Source organism: Pseudomonas sp. PMCC200344 (assembly GCF_030053095.1).
Lineage (GTDB): Bacteria > Pseudomonadota > Gammaproteobacteria > Pseudomonadales > Pseudomonadaceae > Aquipseudomonas > Aquipseudomonas svalbardensis.
On record NZ_CP125618.1, the window covers coordinates 6315758 to 6337907 of the forward strand.

The 22150-nt window shown below is 58.1% G+C and carries 25 protein-coding genes; 6 read left to right on the forward strand and 19 right to left on the reverse strand.

Annotated elements, in window-relative coordinates:
• Positions 1-4 precede the first annotated feature (4 nt).
• From tssG to tssA, 12 genes are read right to left on the reverse strand one after another with little or no spacing between them, the layout of a single operon-like run.
• Positions 5-1012, reverse strand: coding sequence for a type VI secretion system baseplate subunit TssG (tssG, locus tag QFW87_RS29060; RefSeq protein WP_033059313.1), 1008 nt, complete (start codon positions 1010-1012; stop codon positions 5-7).
• Positions 976-2763 carry a type VI secretion system baseplate subunit TssF gene (gene tssF / locus QFW87_RS29065; RefSeq protein WP_283189452.1) on the reverse strand — a complete coding sequence of 596 codons (1788 nt, stop codon included), beginning with the start codon at positions 2761-2763 and terminating at the stop codon, positions 976-978. The genes tssG and tssF overlap by 37 nt, the downstream gene beginning before the upstream one ends.
• A gap of 27 nt (positions 2764-2790) precedes the next feature.
• Positions 2791-3207: a hypothetical protein gene (locus QFW87_RS29070; protein ID WP_283189453.1), complete on the reverse strand. Its 417-nt coding sequence runs from the start codon at positions 3205-3207 to the stop codon at positions 2791-2793.
• Positions 3204-3629 carry a hypothetical protein gene (locus QFW87_RS29075; RefSeq protein ID WP_283189454.1) on the reverse strand — a complete coding sequence of 142 codons (426 nt, stop codon included), beginning with the start codon at positions 3627-3629 and terminating at the stop codon, positions 3204-3206. The genes QFW87_RS29070 and QFW87_RS29075 overlap by 4 nt, the downstream gene beginning before the upstream one ends.
• 2 nt (positions 3630-3631) lie before the next feature.
• Positions 3632-4048 carry a hypothetical protein gene (locus QFW87_RS29080; protein ID WP_283189455.1) on the reverse strand — a complete coding sequence of 139 codons (417 nt, stop codon included), beginning with the start codon at positions 4046-4048 and terminating at the stop codon, positions 3632-3634.
• A complete protein-coding gene (locus QFW87_RS29085; protein ID WP_283189456.1) occupies positions 4048-4464 on the reverse strand; it encodes a hypothetical protein in 417 nt (138 codons plus the stop codon). The genes QFW87_RS29080 and QFW87_RS29085 overlap by 1 nt, the downstream gene beginning before the upstream one ends.
• A 48-nt stretch (positions 4465-4512) precedes the next feature.
• Positions 4513-5445 (reverse strand): DUF6402 family protein, encoded by a 933-nt coding sequence (locus QFW87_RS29090; protein ID WP_283189457.1) that lies wholly within the window; start codon positions 5443-5445, stop codon positions 4513-4515.
• 20 nt (positions 5446-5465) lie between these two features.
• Positions 5466-5990 (reverse strand): PAAR domain-containing protein, encoded by a 525-nt coding sequence (locus tag QFW87_RS29095; RefSeq protein ID WP_283189458.1) that lies wholly within the window; start codon positions 5988-5990, stop codon positions 5466-5468.
• 10 nt (positions 5991-6000) lie between these two features.
• Positions 6001-6408 carry a type VI secretion system baseplate subunit TssE gene (gene tssE, locus QFW87_RS29100; protein ID WP_008150080.1) on the reverse strand — a complete coding sequence of 136 codons (408 nt, stop codon included), beginning with the start codon at positions 6406-6408 and terminating at the stop codon, positions 6001-6003.
• Between the two features lie 13 nt (positions 6409-6421).
• Positions 6422-7897, reverse strand: a complete 1476-nt coding sequence (gene tssC / locus QFW87_RS29105; RefSeq protein ID WP_283182227.1) for a type VI secretion system contractile sheath large subunit — start codon at positions 7895-7897, stop codon at positions 6422-6424.
• Positions 7898-7925: 28 nt separating this feature from the next.
• Positions 7926-8429: a type VI secretion system contractile sheath small subunit gene (gene tssB, locus QFW87_RS29110; RefSeq protein WP_046045012.1), complete on the reverse strand. Its 504-nt coding sequence runs from the start codon at positions 8427-8429 to the stop codon at positions 7926-7928.
• Positions 8430-8461: 32 nt separating this feature from the next.
• Positions 8462-10018 carry a type VI secretion system protein TssA gene (gene tssA / locus QFW87_RS29115; RefSeq protein ID WP_283189459.1) on the reverse strand — a complete coding sequence of 519 codons (1557 nt, stop codon included), beginning with the start codon at positions 10016-10018 and terminating at the stop codon, positions 8462-8464.
• Between the two features lie 906 nt (positions 10019-10924).
• Here tssA and QFW87_RS29120 point away from each other — a divergent pair.
• Positions 10925-11320 carry a DUF6124 family protein gene (locus QFW87_RS29120; RefSeq protein ID WP_283189460.1) on the forward strand — a complete coding sequence of 132 codons (396 nt, stop codon included), beginning with the start codon at positions 10925-10927 and terminating at the stop codon, positions 11318-11320.
• Between the two features lie 89 nt (positions 11321-11409).
• On the opposite strand, the gene QFW87_RS29125 is transcribed toward QFW87_RS29120, so the two are convergent.
• The 3 genes from QFW87_RS29125 to QFW87_RS29135 form a co-directional block, all read right to left on the reverse strand.
• Positions 11410-11685 carry an HU family DNA-binding protein gene (locus QFW87_RS29125; RefSeq protein WP_003213368.1) on the reverse strand — a complete coding sequence of 92 codons (276 nt, stop codon included), beginning with the start codon at positions 11683-11685 and terminating at the stop codon, positions 11410-11412.
• Positions 11686-11877: 192 nt separating this feature from the next.
• A complete protein-coding gene (locus QFW87_RS29130) occupies positions 11878-13026 on the reverse strand; it encodes an FAD-dependent oxidoreductase (RefSeq protein ID WP_283182230.1) in 1149 nt (382 codons plus the stop codon).
• A 20-nt stretch (positions 13027-13046) separates the two neighbouring features.
• Entirely contained in the window at positions 13047-13214 is a 168-nt protein-coding gene (locus QFW87_RS29135) for a rubredoxin (protein ID WP_282376312.1), read from the reverse strand.
• A 200-nt stretch (positions 13215-13414) separates the two neighbouring features.
• Here QFW87_RS29135 and QFW87_RS29140 point away from each other — a divergent pair, with 200 nt between their 5' ends.
• A complete protein-coding gene (locus QFW87_RS29140) occupies positions 13415-13978 on the forward strand; it encodes a chorismate lyase (RefSeq protein WP_283189461.1) in 564 nt (187 codons plus the stop codon).
• A complete protein-coding gene (gene ubiA, locus QFW87_RS29145) occupies positions 13978-14868 on the forward strand; it encodes a 4-hydroxybenzoate octaprenyltransferase (RefSeq protein ID WP_283189462.1) in 891 nt (296 codons plus the stop codon). Before QFW87_RS29140 ends, ubiA begins: the two co-directional genes overlap by 1 nt.
• Positions 14869-14917: 49 nt before the next feature.
• Here the strand turns inward: ubiA and QFW87_RS29150 are convergent, their stop codons facing one another.
• Entirely contained in the window at positions 14918-15310 is a 393-nt protein-coding gene (locus QFW87_RS29150; RefSeq protein WP_283189463.1) for a hypothetical protein, read from the reverse strand.
• Positions 15311-15463: 153 nt separating this feature from the next.
• Between QFW87_RS29150 and phoB the strand changes: the two genes are divergently transcribed.
• The 3 genes from phoB (at position 15464) to QFW87_RS29165 (ending at position 18985) form a co-directional block, all read left to right on the forward strand.
• A complete protein-coding gene (gene phoB, locus QFW87_RS29155; RefSeq protein ID WP_008150066.1) occupies positions 15464-16153 on the forward strand; it encodes a phosphate regulon transcriptional regulator PhoB in 690 nt (229 codons plus the stop codon).
• A gap of 81 nt (positions 16154-16234) precedes the next feature.
• The gene (gene phoR / locus QFW87_RS29160) at positions 16235-17521 is read left to right on the forward strand and encodes a phosphate regulon sensor histidine kinase PhoR (protein WP_283184655.1); all 1287 of its coding nucleotides are present in this window, start codon (positions 16235-16237) and stop codon (positions 17519-17521) included.
• Between the two features lie 123 nt (positions 17522-17644).
• Positions 17645-18985, forward strand: a complete 1341-nt coding sequence (locus QFW87_RS29165; RefSeq protein ID WP_283189464.1) for a hemolysin family protein — start codon at positions 17645-17647, stop codon at positions 18983-18985.
• Positions 18986-19098: 113 nt separating this feature from the next.
• Here the strand turns inward: QFW87_RS29165 and QFW87_RS29170 are convergent, their stop codons facing one another.
• The 3 genes from QFW87_RS29170 to phoU all read right to left on the reverse strand — a co-directional run bounded on the left by QFW87_RS29170 (position 19099) and on the right by phoU (position 22081).
• A complete protein-coding gene (locus QFW87_RS29170; RefSeq protein ID WP_283189465.1) occupies positions 19099-19995 on the reverse strand; it encodes a peptidoglycan DD-metalloendopeptidase family protein in 897 nt (298 codons plus the stop codon).
• A gap of 206 nt (positions 19996-20201) precedes the next feature.
• Positions 20202-21152: a response regulator gene (locus tag QFW87_RS29175; RefSeq protein ID WP_283182236.1), complete on the reverse strand. Its 951-nt coding sequence runs from the start codon at positions 21150-21152 to the stop codon at positions 20202-20204.
• Positions 21153-21319: 167 nt separating this feature from the next.
• Positions 21320-22081 (reverse strand): phosphate signaling complex protein PhoU, encoded by a 762-nt coding sequence (phoU, locus tag QFW87_RS29180; protein WP_283182237.1) that lies wholly within the window; start codon positions 22079-22081, stop codon positions 21320-21322.
• Between the last annotated feature and the right edge of the window lie 69 nt (positions 22082-22150).

Consider the following 22150-nt stretch of genomic DNA (forward strand, 5'->3'; position numbering starts at 1 on the left):
GTCCTTAATGAATTTTGCTGCCCAGGGTCACCACGCCGTCCGCTTTTTCGCGGCCGAGCCAACTGGTCCATCCCAGGCGACAGGCGTTCTGCTCACCGATGCGCAGTTCGCGGATTTCTTCCTGGCGCAGCACCAGGCGAATGTCGTAATCGAGCGGGTCACGCAGGGTGAACCGCACCAACGCGCAGAGCGGTTGGTAGCCGAAACCGATCGGCAGGAATTCGTGGAAGCGTTGCCAGTCGAGTTCGCGGATGTGAATGCGAAATTTGCCGCTGCGGTCACGCACGTGTTCGCCCAGCACCAGGTCTTCGCCGAGCAGGCTGTTGGCGCGGCCCAAGCGATTGCGCTGCTCGTCGAGGATTTCGACGCGGCGCTCGATGCACTGCTCGATGGTCAGCTCGGCGTGCTTGAAGTAGTAACGCAGCACCGCTTCGATCAGCGCCGCCGAGTGCGCCCGCAAGCTGAGCAAACCGAGGTACGGCAGCAGGCGTTTCCAGTTCAGTTCCTGGGCCCGGCGGATCTCTTCGCCACCGAGGCCGATCAACGCAAACAACTGCGACGAAAACGGGTCGAGGGCGCCGCTCTGGAAGCTTGCGCGGTAGCGGTATTTTTTCCAGATAGGCAACATCAGCCGTTGCAGGCGATGGTGGAAAAGGTCGAGGAAGTTGCGGGTCGGGTTACCGTCTTCGCTATCGCCCAAGGCCTGTTCGCCGTAGAACGCCGGCAGCGGCGAACCGGAACCGACCAGGCCGATCAGGTTGAAACGCAGACGCGCACGCATCTGCCCGTGCTCTTCGAAAAACTCCACGCGATCGACGTCACTGCCGGGGAAACCCAGGCTCGGGTTGGCCTGGAATTCCAGCTGGTCATACAGATCGTCTTCGCTCAGGTACGGGTGCGCCTCGCGCAGCCGGTCAACCACCAGCAGCACGGCCTGAAACAGCGAGTACTCGCGTATTACCCGGGTCAGCCCGCTTAAAGCAGGGGTTGCAGACCCATACGTGGTGTCCATTGGTACACCTCTCCCTGTGTGCTTTTTACCCGCAGCTCGTGGTACGAATTGAGACTGGCGTAAAGCGCGAAAAACTCGTTAAGAACTGAAGCGAAAACGAACAGGTCGCCCTCACCGATATACCCTTCCGGGTCGATGGTCAGCTCGGTGCGCAACCCGCGTACCGGCAACCCTCGGTGCAAGCGGTCGACGTGTTGGTGTTTGATCGACTTGAGCCCACCCAGTAGGCGCTTGCTGACTTTTTCAGCGTGTTGGTCGTAGTAGCGCGGCAAGTCGTAGGTTTCGAGAATTACCTTCAACGCATTGACGTCCGCCAGCGACAGATAGTTAAGCGACATGTTGCTGATCAGCTTCCAGAGGAAGTCACGGTTCAGCGGCGGCGCATAACTGGGCGTAGCCGGGGTGATGTTGCGGAAACTGAGAAACTCCGGCGTCTCTTCGCAGGCCATGCAGATGTCGCCGAGCTTGAGCTTGCGCGGCAGGTTCTGGTTGGTGCACATCAGCTCGATCGACAGGGTTTCATGGGCTTCGGTGTGGCGAATGCCGAAGCTCAGGTAAGTGTCGAGACCGTCGTGCAACGAGGACGAACGCTGGCGGATGCTGTAGTGCGGACGGCTGTTGGGCACGTCGAAACTTGGATCGTGCTCGAACGATTCGAACGGCACGTACTCCTGATAACCGAGGCCGCCGGGCTTCCAGCCGGTGACGGTTTCCACCGAAAACACACCGCAGTTTTCCAGGTCGTATTCGGCTGGCAGCAGCAGGTATTCGTCCTGTTTTCCATCGAGGCGGATCGGCAACGCATCGTGCTTGAACAGGTTGACGATGGGCGTGCAGTAGAGCTTCACGTTGTCCAGCGTCGGACGCATCCGCATGATGCCGCTCTTGCGAATATCGAAGCGCAACTCGAGGCCGCGCATCTGCTTCAGCGTGTCTTCCGGCAGGGCTTTGAGCAGGTCCAGACCGTTGACATCGACGAACAGGAATTTGTCCTGGAAGGCGAAATATTCCTGCAAGTAGCGGTAGCCACGGAAGGTGTTCAGCGGATACGGGATCAACGCCTCTTCTTCGGCAAAACCCACCGGCTGCACGCGGTCGCCGGGCATCTTGAAGGCCATTGGCGTGCCGTTGACGCCGTTGATGGGCTTGCCGGCGCCGTCCAGCGGGATCAGCTCGATGCCTTCCAGGTTGCGCAACAGGCTCAGGTAAAGCATCTGGCTGATGTAGCGCTCACCGGCGAAGTGCAGACGCAGACGACTCAGCTCCAGTTCACCGAGGTGACCGTCAGCGCTCATCTCCAGACGCAGGCTCAACAGCGAACCGTCGCCTTTCACCGAATACGTCAGTGCAGCCAGATCCAGCGGCAAAACTTCGGTCGGGTAGCAGGTACGGAAACGGCAACGCACGTCATCGATCGGCACACTCTCAACCGGCGTGTCGCGCTCGACCATCAACGCAGGTCCCGAGCGCTTCAACGGATCGAACTGCAAAATACTGAACGCCGGCAGCGGGCGCATGTAGTTGGGCCACAGCAGGTGCATCAGCGAATGGCTGAGCTCGGGCAACTCGTCGTCGAGCTTCTGACGCAAGCGGCCGGTAAGGAACGCAAAGCCCTCCAACAACCGCTCCACGTCAGGATCTCGCCCGGCTTGCCCGAGGAAAGGCGCCAACGCCGGGCTACGCTCGGCGAATCGACGACCTAACTGGCGAAGTGCGGTGAGTTCGCTTTGGTAGTAGTGGTTAAAGGACATGGGTTACCTGCCTGGTGTTGAATCTCATTAAAAAACTGTCCTGTAAAGCGCGACGGTCAGACCTGACACTACGTAGCCCACGACGAGAAGAGTCGGAACATACGCCACCCACTCGAATATCATCGCCCCGCCGCTCGGGTGACCGCTGAACCACTTCGCCACGCGGAAAAGCATCCATGGCGCTGCATAAAACGGAATGAACACCAATGGTCCAAGCCAGATTCGATTGAGGATCTGCTGCTCGTTCTTGCCACGCATAAGCCGCATTTCCGACAGGGCAAAAATGATGTAAGCCGGAATGCCGAAAACCAGCCCAAATGTTTCGAACGACATGACAGTTGTGGAGTTTTCGCTCACCCGATCACCCAACACCATCAGCAGGAGAACGACCAGCGGAATCCACAACGCTGTGACGAGCAGTCGGCGGCGGCCTGCGCTGATCATGCAACCGCCCCTTGGATAGGCTTCACAGGCATCATTTGCCGAATCAGAGCGCGTCTTTCCCAACGCAACTCAATGACCTGCGTTACCAGAATCGCCAACAATGTCACGCCGCCCTGAGCCACGGTGTAGAAGAGCGCACGCAGCGGGTTGTCCGGCACCATGGTGAACAGAATCCAACTGACCATCGCCGCCAGGATGGCCAGCTTGCCCCAAAGGTTCGGGAACAGCGCGACCACCAGGTTCACCCCGAAAAAAATATAAATGAACATGTAATGAGCGATACCGATACCCACGCCACGTGTGGTAAATCCGCCGTTGAACGCTTTATAGGCAACGACAACAGCGTCGTTCAGGAACACGTAGGCGATGCATCCAGCGGCATGGAAGGCCAGGCACATGGCAAAGCGGACGTAGATATTCATGACTACCGACCTCTCGCTTTTTCAGGCGCAATCGTCGTGCTGGTGTGTAGATAAAGTTGTTCGCCATCAAACCCTGTAATACCGGCGGCACTCAGAGGAAAACCCTCTTTCGTGCCGTAGCGAATCCAACCCTCCGACCAAATCTCGCCATTCTCATGACGAACCTGCACGTAATAATTCGGCGCCTCGGACTTCGCTATTTCGACAAACACCCCACCATCCTCGCCACCCACCCAAAGCGCATTGGGATGAGCAATCAAGGTTGGGGCGACGGACCGTTCCATACGCAACAGCACTGCAAACAAAACCAAAATCGCCAGCAGCCCAATGGAGCTCAGAAATACGACGAGCAAAGTTAGGGACAGGCGTTTTCTATCTGTGCACATGCACAGAGCATCGCCGTTCCTTAGACCAAGCATTAGTTTTCCAATACATTGTATTGGGTATTACTGATGAATATATTCAGCCAGCTTTCTTCCCATTGCGGCATGGAAATGGTGAACGTCTTGTTTTTTCGATCGAAGTATATCCAAGTAATACCGACTTCTGCCTCATCTTCGAATGCGCGCATATCTAGCGACTGAGTATCATACAGTGGGGTTCGGTAGGTTTTTTCTGGCTCCTGTGTATCAATCACCCTTAAATACGCCATGCCACCCAACATAAAGATTTTCCCGACACGCACATTTTCCATTACATAGCGGCCAGAAGGACTAACTTGAGTTGTGCTTGCGGGATACCCTAGCATTGCGTTAACACAATAAATAAGCAACGCAAGTGACGCCAACAAAAAAAAGCCGATCCACCAAACCAACTTTCTCTTAAATATACGCATTTTTAGTACCAAAACAAATAAAAAGTCCAACGAAGCTATGGCTGCCCATCACTTATTCCAAACATTTATAATTGTGAGCGGAACAGACTCATACTGCACATCAGAAAGCACCTGAAAATCACCGCCCTTGCCAAACTCAGCCCGGTACTTCACAAAATGAGAGTTAGATATGTAAAAATATCGTGATTCATCTAATTCTTTGAACATTTTCTGAACATCTTGCGGATCTAAAAACGGATTCGATGCCATATCCGACGTCATCTGCGCCTTACCTGCATTCGCCGCCGTTGCGTAGGCAGGGTTGGCTATACCATCGAAATTCCAGTAACCCAGTGGCTGACTAAAATTGTCATCCGGTGCGTCATTGAAGTCGTAAGCATCTTCAACGTAAAACCCAATACGATCAGCGAAGAGCTGAATACTATCAACAGAAATGATTACCTTACCCTCCGGAAACACACGGACGTTAAAGTTTGCTAGCGCTGCTCTAAGCTCATCGGTTTTTTCTATCAGCCCAAACTTAACTGCCCGATTGTTGCTGTACCCGAACTCCTCTACCTTTCTCGCACTGCCATCAAACTTGAACGGATAAACTCCAGGAGCTTTCCCAAGGTATTTCGACTTAATTTTATCGCTTATGTTTTTCTGTGCAGCAGGATTATTCCAAACAGACTTCAACTCTTTAATAACGGCTTTAGCCGGCTCGAACTGATTCAGCCACGCCATCTTTACAATGGCGTCCTCTACATAAGGATCCTTAGGGAGAACGATATGATCTTTAACCTCTTTACTCATCGCGCCGTCAGCAGTTGGCCATGGCTTACCATTGAACCAATGCTGCATTAGTTTTGCAGCAATGGGCCACTTCATCTTGTCCATGGCATCAGGGATATCTGTGATTTTAAATTGACGAACAGCTGCAGACTTACCAGCTTGATTACTGGCCGGCGTCAGACTTGAAGCTATTTTTGTATCCGCCATCTCAAAACCCCTTACTTACATTATCCAATTACAACTTCAGATTGCTGCTCAATAATCAGTTCATAGGGCTCAGCTTCCGATGACGAGATTTTCTGCGTCTTGCCGTCGGCGCCTGTGACACCACTGATTATTTTTCCCGTGGCTGTTTTGAAACTGTATGCAACTCCAGCCAACGGCCTCCCGGTGTCCTGGCAATTGATCACGTAGTGCTCGTTAAACGGCCACTTGATGTCCACCGGCAACGGCGCCACAAACGGCACCGCCGAATGCGAATTCCCGATGATCACCGTCCCGGACCCGGCCGTAACCTTGTTCCCATGCGCCCCTACCGAGCCCACAGTCGCGGCCGGTTTTCCATTGATCAAAACCGTCGTCGCAAGGTCACCAACCATCGCACCACCACACGCCGAGGCATCGCCTTGGCGGGCGGCCGCGAGGCCGTCGAAGAACACGTCGCCGGAACCGGCGACAATCGGGTTGGTGCCGTGACCGGGGAGCGGGCAAGCGGTGGGGTCGGTGACGCGTGCTGCGGGTTTGCCGGACATCGGAGTCTCCTTAGTTGACCTTTACTTGACCGCTGCCATCCAGGCGCGCGGCGAAACTGACCTGACGCTTGAAACCATCAACTTCCAGCAAGCCTTCGATGCTGAAGGACAGGCGAAGCTGATCGTGGTCACGCGGCAGGGAAATGACACGCACATTGCTCAGGCGTGGCTCGTAGGCTTCGATGAAATTTTCGATGGCCAAACGGGCCTGACTCAGGGAGTCGTGCAGGCTCAGACGCATGTCATTGAGATCGGGTAGCCCGTAATCGGACAGCGTTTGCACGCTGCCCGCACGGGTGCTGAGCATCTTGGCCAGATGGGCAGCCACGGACGCCATGGCGGAGACCTCGCGGCTCCAGCCGACGCGTTTGTCCGCGTCGCCACCCAGGCGTTCGAAAAGGCTGCCGTATCCAGTCATGAGTTAGCTCCGTTTACTCTTTGTCCAGCTTGCCAACCAGCGACAGGGTGAAATCGGCACCCATGTACTTGAAGTGCGGGCGCACGTTCAGGCTGACGCGGTACCAGCCAGGCTCGCCTTCAACATCGCTGACGATGATCTGGGCAGCGCGCAGTGGACGACGGCCACGGACTTCGGCACTTGGGTTTTCCTGGTCGGCCACGTACTGGCGGATCCACTTGTTCAGTTCCAGCTCGAGGTCGGTGCGTTCTTTCCACGAACCGAGTTGCTCGCGCTGCAGCACTTTCAAGTAGTGAGCCAGGCGGTTGACGATCATCATGTACGGCAGTTGGGTGCCGAGCTTGTAGTTCAGCTCTGCTGCCTTGCCTTCTGCGCTGATGCCGAAGAACTTCGGCTTCTGCACCGAGCTTGCGGAGAAGAACGCCGCGTTGTCGGAGCCTTTGCGCATGGTCAGGGAGATGAAGCCTTCCTCGGCCAGTTCGTATTCACGACGGTCGCTAACCAGAACCTCGGTAGGAATCTTGGTTTCGATTTCGCCCATGCTTTCGAAGTGGTGCAACGGCAGGTCTTCAACCGCGCCACCGCTCTGCGGGCCGATGATGTTCGGGCACCAGCGGAATTTGGCGAAACTGTCGGTCAGCTTGGTGCCGAACGCGTAGGCAGTGTTGCCCCACAGGTAGTGCTCGTGGCTGTTGGCGACGGTTTCTTTGTACACGAACGATTTGACCGGGTTTTCTTCCGGGTCGTACGGGTTACGCAGCAGGAAACGCGGCACGGTCAGGCCAACGTAACGGGAGTCTTCCGACTGGCGGAAGCTCTGCCATTTGGCGAATTGCGGGCCTTCGAAGTGATCTTTCAGATCCTTCAGGTCCGGCAGACCGGTGAAGCTTTCCAGGCCGAAGAATTTCGGGCCGGCCGCGGCGATGAACGGCGCGTGGGACATGCAGGCAACGCTGGACACGTACTGCATCAGTTTCACGTCCGGCGAGCTTGGGGACATGAAGTAGTTGGCGATGATCGCGCCAACCGGCTGACCACCGAACTGACCGTATTCAGCGGTGTAGATGTGTTTGTACAGGCCAGCCTGCATCACTTCCGGCGAATCTTCGAAATCGTCCAGCAGGTCTTCTTTGGAGACGTTGAGGATTTCGATCTTGATGTTTTCGCGGAAGTTGGTGCGGTCGACCAGCAACTGCAGACCACGCCACGACGACTCCAGGGACTGGAAGTCAGGGTGGTGCAGGATTTCGTCCATCTGGCGGCTGAGCTTGGCATCGATCTCGGCGATCATGCGGTCAACCATGGCCTTCTTGACTGGCTCACCGTTGTTCTGCGGCTTGAGCAGCTCTTCGATGAAGGCCGACACACCGCGCTTGGCGATGTCGTAGGCTTCGTCGTCCGGCGTCAGGCGGGTTTCGGCGATGATGCTGTCGAGAATGCTGTATTCGCCGTTCTCTTTGCTCTTTTGCTGTGCTGCGCTAGTGCTCATGGTGTTGGCTTCCTTGGCTGATGGAGACTCAGGCGTCCTGGGCTGCGGCGTTCAAGCCCAGCTCACCCAGTACGCGACCGCGGGATTCGTCGTCGGCGAGAACGCCTTCGATGGCTTTGCGGAACGCAGGCGCGTTACCCAGCGGGCCTTTGAGGGCCACCAGCGCGTCGCGCAGTTCCATCAGTTTTTTCAGCTCAGGCACTTGCTCGACCAGGCTGGCCGGGTTGAAGTCCTTCATCGAGTTGACGCGCAGTTTCACGGCCAATTCTTCAGTGTCGCCTTCTTCCTGAAGACGGTTCGGTACGCTCAACGTCAGCTGCAGCTCTTGCTTGGCCAGCACTTCGTCGAAGGTCATCTTGTCGATGCTGATCGGCTTGCGATCTTCGACTTTACGTTCGTCCTTGCGGTGGGTGTAGTCACCGATTGCCAGTAGTTTCAACGGCAGTTCAATCTCTTCCTGAGCACCACCGGTGGCAGGTTTGAAAGTGACGTTGATGCGTTCCTTGGGGGCTACCGAGCCTTCTTTGGCCATGGCTATTCTCCTTGCGGTTGTGGCCCTGGGGCCTATTCGAGTACCACTTCGAGATCGAGGTGGCACAGCCTGCGATAAATCTCTTCCTTGCGTTCACGTACAGCATGGTTCTGCGGTAACAACTCGCAGCAGCTATGCAGTAAATGCAGCACTTCCAGCGCAAGATCGGGCTCCCAGGCGTTCAGGCCTGAGTCCTGTAATGTTTGGTCGAGTGTTTCGAGTTGGGTCCTGGCCAGTTCGTATTTCTTGGCCATGAAGCACAGCCGCGCGAGGGCGAACTGCCAGAAGAATCGGACGCGTCCACCGTGGGCGCTTTGCAGGCCTTGCTTGAGGATCTGCACGGCGGCCTTGAGGCCGTCTTTGCGCAGGATCGGCAAGACTTCTTCCAGGGCCACTTCCCAGGCCGGCTGGCTGTCGGCGACTTCGACCTTGCGCGGCGCACTGGCGCTTTGCAGGTGCGGCATGACGTAGGCGCTGACCCAGGCACGGGTGGCCGGATCGGCAAACGGGGCGCCGTCATGGAAACGCAATTCGATGATGCCGGGCAGGCGCTGAATCAAAAGCGCGAAGTGGATTTCCACTTCGCGCATTGCCATCTCGGCGTTGAGCCCCTGGAGGCACTCCCAAACCATTCGCTGGCCATCGAACCAGAACGGCGCCTTCGCCAGGCTCGCCTCCAGTTCCACCAGCAGATCGGCGTATTTGGCCTGGTCGTAACGGTCCTGGTAGGCCTTGAGCTTGTCGGCTGGCAACCCGCGCAGAACGGTGATCTGCTCGGCGTTGCGCTCGGGCACCGCGTCGATGGGCAACCACAACAGTGTGCGATTGAGGCGCAAGGCGCGCAGGTCGGTGGCTTTCTGCTTGAGCCACCAGGCACACAACGGCCGCGCGCTTTCCTGCTGGGCACGCAGGGCCTTGTGGGCTTCTTTCTCGTTATCGATCGGTGCGCCGGGGGTGAACAATTGCGTGGCGGCTTGTTTGACCTGAGCCACCGCCGCCCCGACGACGCCAGGTTCCGGCTGATTGTCGGCGGCACGCTGGACCATGTTCTTCAGGCGACGGGAGATCGGCAGCAGCAGCGGAGCGTCATCCCCCAAATGCTCGGTGCAAGCAGCATCGAGACCTTCAAGGTGCTCGACCAGCCGCCGGAACATCGGCAACTGCTCTTTGATCGCGACGTTTTCGGTCAGCACCTGCTCAAGACGCGGAACCAACCAACTGACGGCAGCGGAGCGGGTGCGGGCCTTGTTCGGGTGGACTTCGGCCCAGTGGCTTTCGCACAGGTAGTGCAGCAAACCGAGGCCGGCCAGCAGCCCTTGAAAGGATTCGCGCTGGTACAGGGCCCAGGTCAACCAGGCACCAACCCGCAAATCCTTGGACTGGGTGCGCAGCAGGTTTTCACTGTTTTCGCGGATTTTCAGCCAGTCGATCTGGCCGCTTTCGTGCATGGATTGGGCTTTGCCCAGCTCGCTTTCCAGCGCCTCATATTCGCTCGAAAAGCGAACGTCCTCGCCCGCGAAATTCTCTTGGGAAACAGAGGCTTTTGCGAGTTCGAGGTAATGAGCGGAAAGTTTGCTTGAGTAGGACATCCATGGCCTTTTTTAAGGATTACAGTCATACGCCTAATGGAATTACCGAGGCGTGGGGACAGTATCAAAGAGCTGCGATGAGTCTCATCCAATTGAGTTCGTGCTCTTTCAAGTGCGCGCATCGTACTCACGATGATGGCCACTAGCAAGCATCTGATTAAACAACAAGACGAAGTGTGTCTATTGCACGTAGGAGAATTCCTTATATATCGCAAGGGATTCCCTGATATCAGTTTAATGTTTCCTCGCCTGACGTATCGATCGGAAAGCACCGACTTAGAGACATCGCTGTCAATCACCCGCGGTCGCTGCCGATTGAATCGCTGGCACGCATCTGAATCATGACAAAAATAAAAATTATTAAATGTAGGAGGCTTCCGAAAGGCGCTGTCATCTTTCAACAAATTGGAGCGACAACAGCCCGTATGAAAAGTGCCACCACAATGATGGCACCTCATACACAAAACAAAGTCCCACATTGGAACTTTCGGTATCGCGGAAATTTCATATCGGGTTTTAAGGAGTGCCAACATTTAGGATGGTTAAACACCGCTCGACGGCGCTTGTTTAAAACGCCTCAAGGTTACTTCCTGCAAGCTACAACACCTTGCGCCGTTGCCTACGGCTACGCCAGAATCCGCCGGCTTGTGCGCCTTGGGGTCGGTCGGTAACTTGGTTCCTGTCACTGCCCATCAGTGATCGGGTTTAGTCGCTCGCTGGTAATTGAAGTTGCACAAGCTTCTGTCAGACAGGTATTTCCTACCTGCATTTGATGGTGGCTGTGCGTAGGGCACCTTCGGGTGCGCCGGCTTCTTCAATTCCCCGGTCCGACTAACCTGCGTACAGCTGCCACCCCTTCGTTTAGTCGGCGAAGTGTTGTCAGCATCATTCAAGGAATTGAAGATCATGTTCAAGGTCACACCCAACCCGCCAGACACCGATCCGGTCTCTCCCTACGAAAGCCCCGATTCAAACAAACTCAACGATGCCGCCGAGCGCGCCCTCGACCATCACTTCCCGCCAGCCGACCCCAAACCACCAAAACGCAACGGCCAGCTCTTCAGCGTCTGCTCGGGCATCCACCCTGAAACCCTTCTCGCCAATGCCTCGGAAGATCTGCTGTCCATCAGCGCCATCGCCGCCAACCTCGCCGACGATGTGGACGGTTCCCGCCGCTCCGTAGCCTTGGCGCTCAGCCGCATGGCTGACGGCGTGCATTTGTTGGTGGAGCGAACGCTGGATCATCTGGATGAACCCGAGATGGCGGCGATTTTCGCCAAGCAACAAAATCGAGTCAGCTGATTCGTCAGGCATAAAAAAATGGGCACCCAACCCAGTTGGCGTGCCCATTTTTTATCCCGCTCACCCGCTACGCGGGAAGTCGGTGCGTGTTACGGATTGACGCTGTCTTTCAACGATTTGCCTGGCTTGAACGCAACGGTGTTGCTGGCCTTGATTTTGACGGGCTCACCGGTTTGCGGGTTTTTGCCGGTGCGGGCACCGCGATGGCGTTGCAGGAAGGTACCGAAGCCCACCAGCGTAACGCTGTCCTTGCGGTGCAGAGCGCCGGTGATTTCTTCGAGAACGGCGTTGAGAACGCGGTTGGCCTGCTCTTTGGTGAGGTCTGCTTTTTCAGCAATTGCAGCGGCGAGTTCTGGTTTACGCATTAGTGAAGCCCCTTTGACGGTTTTTTGTTGTTATGTCCGTGCTGTTCTCGTTGGAACAGCGCCCAAAGCGCCGCAGGTGCTCTACTCTGCGGCAGACGGGAGTGAGGATGGCACGCAGCGAAGAGCCGCGCCAGTCTCGGCGCGACCTTTGTAAGGGCAAAAGAGGGGTGATTCCGACAGAACGACCAGTATTTACGCCAGCAGTGCCGGAAGCTCTTTGTTCAGGGCCAGTTTTTCCATCACCGCCGCGCCTGTCAGGGCATAACCCAGCAGTTTACCGCTGGCATCGCGGCACAATACCTTGATGTCTGCGCCCTGCCCTTCGACTGTCCAGACACCCTCCAAACCCCGTGGCGGCGGTGAAACCACCAATGGGCAGACTGGCGTTTTAACGGTGATGGGCATCGGGCCATAACTCACTGCCGTCGGGTTTCCGGCGAGGGTCTGGGCCAGCGCTCTCGCACAGCTCATGAGGGGCATGACGTACAACAGATTCAGCCCATCGACTTCGGCGCAGTCGCCCAAGGCATAGATGTTGGCGTGGGAGGTTTTCAGGTGGCGATCGACCACCACGCCGCGATTGACCTGCACACCGGCCGCAGCCGCCAGATCGATGCGCGGACGCAGACCAATGGCCGACACCACCACGTCGCAAGGGATCACCTGGCCATCGGACAGATGCGCTTCCAGTCCGTCAGCAACGCGCTGCAAGCGATTGAGCACCGGCCCGAGGTGGAAGCGTGCGCCCAGGCTTTCCAGCCCGGCCTGAACCGCAGCGGCCGCCGCCGGGTGCAACAGGGTCGGCATGACCTGCTCGCACGGTGCAACCAGTTGCACCTCGTAGCCGCCAAGGATCAGGTCGTTGGCGAACTCGCAGCCGATCAGGCCGGCGCCGAGCAGCAACACCCGACGTTTGCCGGCCGCCGCTGCGCGAAAGCGCGCGTAGTCTTCCAGATCGTTGATCGGGAAGACTGCGTCAGCCGCATCGCCTTCGACCGGCACCCGCACGGTTTCCGCGCCCCAGGCGAGGATCAGGTCACGGTAAAACACCGCTTCCTCACCGATCCACAAGCGCTTGTGGCCAGGGTCGATGCCGCTGATGCGCGTGTGCGTACGCACTTCGGCCTTCAACTGCTCGGCCATGGTGCCGGGTTCGGCCATGCTCAGGCCGTCGGCGTCTTTGTTTTTGCCGAAGCCGGTGGAGAGCATCGGCTTGGAGTAGGAGCGTCCGTCATCTGCGGTAATCAGCAGCAGCGGGGTTTCGCCATCGAGTTTGCGAAACTCCCGAGCCAGGTTGTAGCCAGCCAACCCGGTGCCGACGATCACGACAGGTGCGTTCATTCCCTACTCCTTCAAATGTCTTAGTTAATTTCGATCATTTCGAAATCCATCTTGCCCACGCCGCAGTCCGGGCACAGCCAGTCTTCCGGCACGTCCTGCCATAGGGTGCCCGGCGAAATGCCGTCATCCGGCCAGCCGTCGGCTTCGTTATAAATCAGGCCGCAGACCACACATTGCCACTTTTTCATTCACGTACATCCTCAAGATTCAGGCTTTTGCCGGCGCGAACGGTCGATGGTTGGAGCGCTGCCGTCCGGCTCAGCGCGTTTTGTACTGATCGGGCACGGCAGATGCAAGCCTGTTCGACGCAATGGCCGGCCGGATCAATCAAAATCGCAGGCTGACATGGTAAGCTCGCCGCCTCATTTGCTGCCAATAATGACTCACTGTGCCGCACTCAAAATTCCCCGCTGCGACCCCGCTTTGGCTCCCTCGAAGCCAACTGACGCCCCTCCCCGACATGTCTACGCTCGACTGGCTGTTCGACGAAGGCTCCTTGACCCGACGGCTGATCCGTTTGTCGAATGACGGCTTCAGCGTCACGCCACTCTTCGAAGGCTGGCAACCGCTTCGCCCCGACGAATGTGCGGCGCTGGACCTGGCCGAAGGCAGCGAGGGCTGGGTTCGCGAGGTGTATCTGCGCGGCCACGGCGAAGCCTGGGTATTTGCGCGCAGCGTGGCGGCGCGCAGTGCGTTGCAGGGCGACGGTCTGCACATGGACGAATTGGGCAGCCGCTCCCTGGGCGAATTGCTGTTTTGCGATCAAGCGTTCCAGCGCCGCGCTATCGAGGTTTGTCACTATCCTCAGGAGTGGCTGCCGATGGAGTCCCAGGCACCTGAACTGTGGGGTCGCCGTTCGCGTTTCGACCGCGGCGCCTTGAGCGTGCTGGTGGCCGAAATTTTCTTGCCGACCCTGTGGAACGCCACCCGCGCCCATCCGGAGAATTGCTGATGTACCAGAGCCTGCTCAAGTCCCTGAATCGCTTGAATCCAAGGGCCTGGGATTTCATTCAGCTGACCCGCATGGACAAACCGATCGGCATTTATCTGCTGCTGTGGCCGACGCTGTGGGCACTGTGGATTGCCGGCAAAGGGTCGCCCTCGTTGGCCAACATCGTGATTTTCGTCCTGGGCGTGGTACTGACCCGTGCCGGCGGCTGCGTGATCAACGATTGGGCAGACCGCAAGGTCGACGGCCACGTGAAACGCACCGAACAGCGGCCATTGGTGAGCGGCAAGATCAGCTCCAAAGAAGCGCTGGTGTTCTTCGCGCTGCTGATGGGCGTGAGTTTCCTGTTGGTGTTGTGCACCAATGCAGCAACGGTCTGGCTGTCGTTCGGCGGTTTGGCACTGGCCTTCACTTACCCGTTCATGAAGCGCTACACCTATTACCCGCAAGTGGTGCTGGGCGCGGCGTTCTCCTGGGGCATGCCGATGGCGTTCACCGCCGAGACCGGTGAACTCCCGGCGGCGGCGTGGTTGCTGTGGATCGCCAATCTGCTGTGGACCGTCGGCTACGACACTTATTACGCGATGACCGACCGCGACGACGATTTGAAGATCGGCGTGAAATCCACGGCGATTCTGTTTGGCGAGGCGGACCGGGTGATCATCCTGATCCTGCAAGGGCTGGCGCTGGGTTGCCTGCTGCTGGCCGGGTCGAAATTCGAGCTCGGCGGCTGGTTTCACTTGGGATTGCTGGCGGCGGCGGGCTGTTTTGCGTGGGAGTTCTGGTACACCCGCGGCAAGGATCGGATGCGTTGCTTCAAGGCTTTTTTGCACAACCACTGGGCCGGGTTGGCGATTTTTGTCGGGATTGTGCTGGATTACGGGTTGCGTTGAATCAAACCTGCTCCCGGCATGGGGGCAGGTTTGCGGTTTCTGGACTCGCTTACTTCTTCGGTCCGGTATTGGTGATGACGTGCCAGACGTCCTTCATTTTGTCGCCTACCATGTCACCGGGTTTTTTGTCATTCACGAACGTGTAAAGCGGTTTACCGTCGTAGGCATATTGACTCGTGCCGTCATCGCGCTTGATAACGCTCCACTTGCCTTCGGCCTTTGCACCCGCCGGAGCCATCATTGGCGGCCAGTTCTTGGCACAATCATCGTTACACATTGACTTGCCGCCAGCATCCTTGTCGAACGTGTACACCGTCATACCCTTATGATCGACCATCATCCCGTCTTTCATCATTGCTGGCTCAGCCGCGAAGGCCATCGATGGCAACGCCAGGGCCGCCGTCAGCATCAGAGCCTTGATGGATTGCGAGTATTGCTTCATGGAAACCTTCCTTTTGTGGTTGTCAGGATTCGGAATTAAAGCTTAGTTCAGGATCACAACAATCGCAGGGCGACTAAAATACTGTCACACGACTGCAATAATTCCGTTATCTAATGCGGCGCAAGACAGTTAAATGACAAGAGGATTAAAGGCATGGTTGGCAGGAGCATTCTGATCGTCGACGACGAAGCGCCCATTCGCGAAATGATCGCCGTTGCGTTGGAAATGGCCGGCTATGACTGCCTGGAGGCTGAGAACTCGCAGCAGGCCCACGCCATCATTGTCGACCGCAAGCCGGACCTGATCCTGCTCGACTGGATGCTGCCCGGCACCTCCGGCATCGAGCTGGCCCGACGCCTCAAGCGCGATGAGCTGACCGGGGACATCCCGATCATCATGCTCACCGCCAAGGGTGAAGAGGACAACAAGATCCAGGGCCTGGAAGTCGGCGCCGATGACTACATCACCAAGCCTTTTTCCCCACGTGAGCTGGTGGCGCGCCTGAAGGCCGTGCTGCGCCGCGCCGGCCCTACCGATGGCGAGACGCCGATCGAAGTCGGTGGTCTGCTGCTGGATCCGATCAGCCACCGCGTGACCATCGACGGCAAACCCGCCGAGATGGGCCCGACCGAATACCGCCTGCTGCAATTCTTCATGACCCACCAGGAACGTGCCTACACCCGCGGCCAGTTGCTGGATCAGGTCTGGGGCGGCAACGTTTATGTCGAAGAGCGCACCGTCGACGTGCACATCCGCCGCCTGCGCAAAGCCCTCGGCGATGCTTACGAAAATCTGGTACAAACCGTGCGCGGCACCGGCTACCGGTTCTCCACCAAGGCCTGATCCGGACCTTTCCCGCACGACAAGCTGACAAGGACGCGCGCTCAAGTGAACCAAAACTGGCATGGCACCCTGATCCGCCACATGCTTTTGCTGGTGACCGGTTGCCTGGTGATCGGCCTGATTACCGGCTACTACGGCTGGAGCCTCGCCGCGGGCCTGGGCCTTTACCTGGCCTGGACCCTCAAGCAATTGCTGCGACTGCACGAATGGCTGCGCCTGCACAAACCCGAGGAAGCACCGCCCGATGGCTATGGTCTGTGGGGCGAAGTGTTCGACAGCATCTACCACCTGCAACGTCGCGACCAACGTGTGCGTGGGCGCCTGCAAGCAGTAATCGACCGGGTCCAGGAGTCGACTGCCGCGCTGAAAGACGCAGTGATCATGCTCGACAGCGACGGCAACCTCGAATGGTGGAACCGCGCCGCCGAAACTCTGCTCGGCCTCAAAACCCCGCAAGACAGCGGCCAACCGGTGACCAATCTCGTACGCCATCCACGCTTCAAGGAATACTTCGAACAGGACAGCTACGCCGAGCCGCTGGAAATTCCGTCACCGATCAATGATCGTCTGCGCATTCAGCTGTACATCACCCGCTACGGCAACAACGAACACTTGATGCTGGTGCGCGACGTGACGCGCATCCATCAACTGGAACAGATGCGCAAAGACTTCATCGCCAACGTCTCCCATGAACTGCGTACGCCGTTGACGGTGATCTGCGGCTACCTGGAAACCCTGCTCGACAACGTCGAGGACGTGAACCCGCGCTGGTCCCGTGCCCTGCAACAGATGCAGCAGCAAGGCGGACGCATGCAAACGCTGCTCAACGACTTGCTGCTGTTAGCCAAACTGGAAGCCACCGATTACCCGTCGGACAACCAGCCGGTGGCCATCGACGGCTTACTGCAATCGATCAAGAGCGACGCTCAGCAGTTGTCTGCTCAGCGCAATCAGAAGATCACCCTGGAAGCCGACCCGACGATTCTGCTCAAGGGCAGCGAAGCCGAGTTGCGCAGCGCGTTTTCCAATCTGGTGTTCAACGCGGTGAAATACACCCCGGCCGAGGGCAATATCCGCATTCGCTGGTGGGGTGATGAGCAAGGCGCACACTTGAGTGTGCAGGACTCCGGCATCGGCATCGACAGCAAGCACTTGCCGCGCCTGACCGAACGCTTCTATCGCGTCGACTCCAGCCGCAATTCCAACACCGGCGGTACGGGGCTCGGCCTGGCAATCGTCAAACACGTGCTGCTGCGCCACCGCGCGCGGATGGAAATCAGCAGTATGCCGGGCCATGGCAGCACCTTTACCTGCCATTTTGCGCCGGCCCAGGTCACAAAATCCCGGGTCATCAGCGCCACCGACTGATACCGGCCGGCACGCGCCACTGGTCAATCACTTGGTCAGCCGCTACATTGGCTGACTTGTGCCTGCCCTTCAGGCGCACTTTTTTCTTTCCTTTCGAATATACGGAACCCGCAAAACTCCATCATGGACCCTTCCCCTGGCTTGACCCTCGCGACACTCTTCGCCGATTTCGGCATGATTCTTTTTGCTCTGATCCTGGTTTTGCTCAACGGCTTTTTCGTTGCGGCGGAATTTGCCATGGTCAAATTGCGCTCGACCCGGGTCGAAGCCATCGCTGAAAAAAACGGCTGGCGCGGACACATCCTGCGCACCGTTCACAGTCAGCTCGATGCTTACCTGTCAGCGTGCCAGCTGGGTATCACCCTCGCCTCCCTGGGCCTTGGCTGGGTCGGTGAACCGGCGTTCGCACACATTCTCGAACCGCTGCTTGAAGCCGTCGGCGTGCAGTCGCCTGAAGTGATCAAAGGCGTGTCGTTCTTCACGGCGTTCTTTATCATTTCGTACCTGCACATCGTGGTCGGCGAACTGGCCCCGAAATCCTGGGCCATCCGCAAACCCGAGTTGCTATCGCTCTGGACCGCCGTGCCGCTGTACCTGTTCTACTGGGCCATGTACCCGGCCATTTACCTGCTCAACGCCAGCGCCAACACAATCCTGCGGATCGCCGGCCAAGGTGAACCCGGCCCTCATCACGAGCACCATTACAGCCGTGAAGAACTGAAACTGATCCTGCACTCCAGCCGTGGCCAGGACCCGAGCGACCAAGGCATGCGCGTTTTGGCCTCGGCGGTGGAAATGGGCGAACTGGAAGTGGTCGACTGGGCCAACTCCCGGGAAGACCTGGTGACCCTGGAGTTCAATGCGCCGCTGAAGGAAATCCTGGCGATGTTCCGTCGCCACAAGTTCAGCCGTTATCCGGTATACGACAGCGATACCCAGGAGTTTGTCGGCCTGCTGCACATCAAGGATCTGCTGCTGGAACTGGCAGCCCTGGACCACATTCCCGAGTCGTTCAACCTCGCCGAACTGACCCGGCCGCTGGAGCGCGTTTCGCGCCATATGCCGCTGTCGCAATTGCTGGAGCAGTTCCGCAAGGGCGGCTCGCACTTCGCCCTGGTCGAAGAAGCCGACGGCAACATCATCGGCTACCTGACCATGGAAGACGTGTTGGAGGTACTGGTCGGCGACATTCAGGACGAACACCGCAAGGCTGAGCGCGGGATCCTCGCGTACCAGCCGGGCAAGCTGCTGGTGCGTGGTGATACGCCGCTGTTCAAGGTCGAACGCCTGCTGGGCATCGACCTGGACCACATCGAAGCCGAAACCCTCGCCGGGCTGGTCTACGAAACCCTGAAACGGGTGCCGGAAGAGGAAGAGGTGCTGGAAGTCGAAGGCTTGCGGATCATCATCAAGAAGATGAAAGGGCCGAAGATTATTCTGGCCAAGGTGTTGATGCTGGATTAACAGGCAGATCCAGAACTGCGTCGATCCCTTCGCGAGCAGGCTCGCTCCCACAGGTTTTGCACAGACCTTGTGGGAGCGGGCTTGCTCGCGAAGGCGTCAGAACAGGCAACACCTCACTGTTTACCGAGCGCAAAGTTCGGCAGGCTGCCCACCGGTTGATTGAACTGGTACGGGATCGACACCAGCCCCAACCCGGTATTGCGCTGCACCACGAAATGCAGGTGCGGCCCGCTGCTGTTGCCGGTATTGCCCGACAAGGCCAGCGGACTCCCCACCGACACTCGTTGCCCCTCTCGAACGCTCACCGAACCTTGCTTAAGGTGCAGGTACACGCCCATGGTCCCGTCATTGTGCAGCACCCGCACGAAATTACCCGACGGATCGGTGCCGCGCCCGGTCTGGGCATTCTCGGTTTTCACCACCACACCGCCACGCGCTGCGATGATCGGCGTGCCTTCGGGCATGGCGATGTCCATGGCGTAGCGGTTCTTTGGACCGAAGTGGCTGTATTGACCGTTGGCGCCCTGACTCAGCCGAAACGGTCCACCGCGCCAGGGCAACGGGTATCGATAGGCCATGGCGGCCCCTGAGGGGTCGCCCAGGGAGTATTCAAATTTTGGGGTATACGCGAGCGGTCTTTCGGGCCGCGTGGCTGTGAGCAGCGCCAGACGAATACTGCTGCGTGCCGGCATCACCCGGCGGATCGGTCGGCTCGGCGCACCACTGACGTTTTTCAGCCCGCCGAAGCTCAACTCGATTTCTACCGGCGCATACAGGTCATTGCGCACGTAAACGCTGTCTACGCCCTTCTTCTTCGTGATGACGACGTACACCTGGCGCTCAAGATTCTCGACCATGCGATCACGAAAAACGAACACCTTGGAGCCTGTCGTGGGGCGGTCGCTGTAGGAGACCACGCCATTGGTGTCGGTGGACTTGTAGATCGTCATGGCCATCGCCGAGGTGGAGGCCATGAAAAGACCGCAGAAAAACAGCAGGCGCGCGAGCATGGGAAAGATTCTGTCGAGTAAGGCCTGGGTAGGAGCCTAGCAGCTGCAATGGACCCGGGTAGTCGGCAGATGTTTCAAAATGGGCAGTTCAGCGGATGTGTGGTGAATCTGGTGGCTCCTTCGCGAGCAGGCTCGCTCCCACATTGGAATGCGTTTCCTTGTGGGAGCGAGCCTGCTCGCGAAGGCGGACTGTCAGACGACGAAAACTACGCGCCGGGTATGAAATGCTTCTGCGCCGTACCACGTGCTATCAAACGGGAAATGTAATCGAGCTTCTGCGCATCCTGGTCGACGAAGCGGAAGGTCAGTTGCAGCCAGTCGCTGTCGGGCTTCGGCTCGTGGGCGACGATGGCGTGCAGGTAGCCGTTCAGACGGGCGGTTTCGGCGTTATCGCCCTGCTCCAGGTCGAGCACGGCGCTGTCGAGCACTTGCGGCAGGGTGTCGGTGCGTTTCACCACCAGCAAGGCTTCCTTGAGACTCAAGGCCTTGATCACACATTGCTGAATGCCGTTCGGCAGGCGCAATTGGCCCTGGCCACGACCGCCCGTTGGCGCTGCGGAGGACGCTGGAGGCTTGATCGGCGGGCTGTTGAGCAGACCGCGAGACGGAGCAGCCGCCGGGGCCGGCGCGGCGGCGACAGGTTTGGCGAACGGGTTGACCGGCGCCGCGGCGGGTGCGACCACGGCAGCCTTGCCGCCGGTCAATGCGCTCAGGGAGTCGTTGCCGAACGCCGAGTTCATTTTGGTCGGAGCACTGTTCATCAAGGTGTCGAGCTTGCCCACCTTGTTCAGGGCCTGCTTGACCTTGGTCAGCAGTTGCTCGTTGGTGAACGGCTTGCTGACGTAACCCGAAACCCCGGCCTGGATCGCCTGAACGACGTTCTCTTTATCGCCTCGGCTGGTCACCATCACAAACGGCATGGTCTTGAGGTTGTCCTGCTCGCGGCACCAGGTCAGCAATTCCAGGCCGGACATTTCCGGCATTTCCCAGTCGCACAGGACCAGGTCGAACGCTTCCCGCGCCAGCAAGGCCTGAGCCTTCTTGCCGTTGACCGCATCTTCGATCCGGATACCCGGGAAGTAGTTGCGCAAGCACTTCTTCACCAGGTCACGAATGAACGACGCGTCGTCCACGACCAACACACTGACCTTACTCATCCATCACCCCTTTAAAAAATCCCGGCAAGCATACCGCTTTGCTGATGGCACATTGCCAAAAACCTTCAGTCACGCCGGGACTTTTCGTTCGCGGGTGCTGCTTTCGAATTCATAAACCACAAACAAAAACGCCCGGCCAAAAGGCCGGGCGCTTTTCTCAGGCAATCTTACTTATCGTCAGCTTTGCCCGGAACATTAGCGGTTTCGCCACTTGTGCCTTCAACTTCTTCTTTCATGCGCTTGAGGCCCAGGTGCCGCACGTCGGTGCCACGCACCAGGTAAATCACCAGCTCCGCGATGTTGCGCGCGTGGTCGCCGATCCGTTCCAGCGAACGCAGCACCCAGATAATGCTCAAGACCCGCGAGATAGAGCGCGGGTCTTCCATCATGTAGGTGGCGAGTTCGCGCAGCGCGGTTTTGTATTCGCGGTCGATGATCTTGTCGTACTGGGCCACCGACAACGCCAGGTCGGCGTCGAAGCGGGCAAAAGCGTCCAGTGCATCGCGAACCATGTTGCGCACCTGGTCGCCAATGTGGCGAACCTCGACGTAACCCCGTGGGGCTTCGCCTTCTTCACACAACTGGATGGCGCGACGGGCGATCTTGGTCGCTTCGTCACCGATGCGCTCCAGGTCGATTACCGACTTGGAGATGCTGATGATCAAACGCAAGTCCGACGCTGCCGGCTGACGGCGAGCCAGAATGCGCAGGCATTCTTCGTCGATGTTGCGTTCCATCTGGTTGATCTGGTCGTCGATCTCGCGAACCTGCTGGGCCAGGCCAGAGTCAGCCTCGATCAGCGCGGTCACCGCGTCGTTGACCTGCTTCTCGACCAGGCCGCCCATGGCCAGGAGGTGGCTGCGCACTTCCTCGAGCTCAGCGTTGAACTGCGCGGAGATGTGATGGGTAAGGCCTTCTTTACTAATCATGTTGGCGTCCTTGGAGCGTCCGGTAAGGTGCGGTGGACCGCAGCGTCAGTTCAGTGAGCAACAACAGCT

Excerpts from the sequence above, each read along its gene's own strand:
- tssG (WP_033059313.1), bottom strand. The coding sequence starts at position 1,012 with ATGGACACCACGTATGGGTCTGCAACCCCTGCTTTAAGCGGGCTGACC.
- tssF (WP_283189452.1), bottom strand. The coding sequence starts at position 2,763 with ATGTCCTTTAACCACTACTACCAAAGCGAACTCACCGCACTTCGCCAG.
- QFW87_RS29070 (WP_283189453.1), bottom strand. The coding sequence starts at position 3,207 with ATGATCAGCGCAGGCCGCCGCCGACTGCTCGTCACAGCGTTGTGGATT.
- QFW87_RS29075 (WP_283189454.1), bottom strand. The coding sequence starts at position 3,629 with ATGAATATCTACGTCCGCTTTGCCATGTGCCTGGCCTTCCATGCCGCT.
- QFW87_RS29080 (WP_283189455.1), bottom strand. The coding sequence starts at position 4,048 with ATGCTTGGTCTAAGGAACGGCGATGCTCTGTGCATGTGCACAGATAGA.
- QFW87_RS29085 (WP_283189456.1), bottom strand. The coding sequence starts at position 4,464 with ATGCGTATATTTAAGAGAAAGTTGGTTTGGTGGATCGGCTTTTTTTTG.
- QFW87_RS29090 (WP_283189457.1), bottom strand. The coding sequence starts at position 5,445 with ATGGCGGATACAAAAATAGCTTCAAGTCTGACGCCGGCCAGTAATCAA.
- QFW87_RS29095 (WP_283189458.1), bottom strand. The coding sequence starts at position 5,990 with ATGTCCGGCAAACCCGCAGCACGCGTCACCGACCCCACCGCTTGCCCG.
- tssE (WP_008150080.1), bottom strand. The coding sequence starts at position 6,408 with ATGACTGGATACGGCAGCCTTTTCGAACGCCTGGGTGGCGACGCGGAC.
- tssC (WP_283182227.1), bottom strand. The coding sequence starts at position 7,897 with ATGAGCACTAGCGCAGCACAGCAAAAGAGCAAAGAGAACGGCGAATAC.
- tssB (WP_046045012.1), bottom strand. The coding sequence starts at position 8,429 with ATGGCCAAAGAAGGCTCGGTAGCCCCCAAGGAACGCATCAACGTCACT.
- tssA (WP_283189459.1), bottom strand. The coding sequence starts at position 10,018 with ATGTCCTACTCAAGCAAACTTTCCGCTCATTACCTCGAACTCGCAAAA.
- QFW87_RS29120 (WP_283189460.1), top strand. The coding sequence starts at position 10,925 with ATGTTCAAGGTCACACCCAACCCGCCAGACACCGATCCGGTCTCTCCC.
- QFW87_RS29125 (WP_003213368.1), bottom strand. The coding sequence starts at position 11,685 with ATGCGTAAACCAGAACTCGCCGCTGCAATTGCTGAAAAAGCAGACCTC.
- QFW87_RS29130 (WP_283182230.1), bottom strand. The coding sequence starts at position 13,026 with ATGAACGCACCTGTCGTGATCGTCGGCACCGGGTTGGCTGGCTACAAC.
- QFW87_RS29135 (WP_282376312.1), bottom strand. The coding sequence starts at position 13,214 with ATGAAAAAGTGGCAATGTGTGGTCTGCGGCCTGATTTATAACGAAGCC.
- ubiA (WP_283189462.1), top strand. The coding sequence starts at position 13,978 with ATGTACCAGAGCCTGCTCAAGTCCCTGAATCGCTTGAATCCAAGGGCC.
- QFW87_RS29150 (WP_283189463.1), bottom strand. The coding sequence starts at position 15,310 with ATGAAGCAATACTCGCAATCCATCAAGGCTCTGATGCTGACGGCGGCC.
- phoB (WP_008150066.1), top strand. The coding sequence starts at position 15,464 with ATGGTTGGCAGGAGCATTCTGATCGTCGACGACGAAGCGCCCATTCGC.
- phoR (WP_283184655.1), top strand. The coding sequence starts at position 16,235 with ATGCTTTTGCTGGTGACCGGTTGCCTGGTGATCGGCCTGATTACCGGC.
- QFW87_RS29165 (WP_283189464.1), top strand. The coding sequence starts at position 17,645 with ATGGACCCTTCCCCTGGCTTGACCCTCGCGACACTCTTCGCCGATTTC.
- QFW87_RS29170 (WP_283189465.1), bottom strand. The coding sequence starts at position 19,995 with ATGCTCGCGCGCCTGCTGTTTTTCTGCGGTCTTTTCATGGCCTCCACC.
- QFW87_RS29175 (WP_283182236.1), bottom strand. The coding sequence starts at position 21,152 with ATGAGTAAGGTCAGTGTGTTGGTCGTGGACGACGCGTCGTTCATTCGT.
- phoU (WP_283182237.1), bottom strand. The coding sequence starts at position 22,081 with ATGATTAGTAAAGAAGGCCTTACCCATCACATCTCCGCGCAGTTCAAC.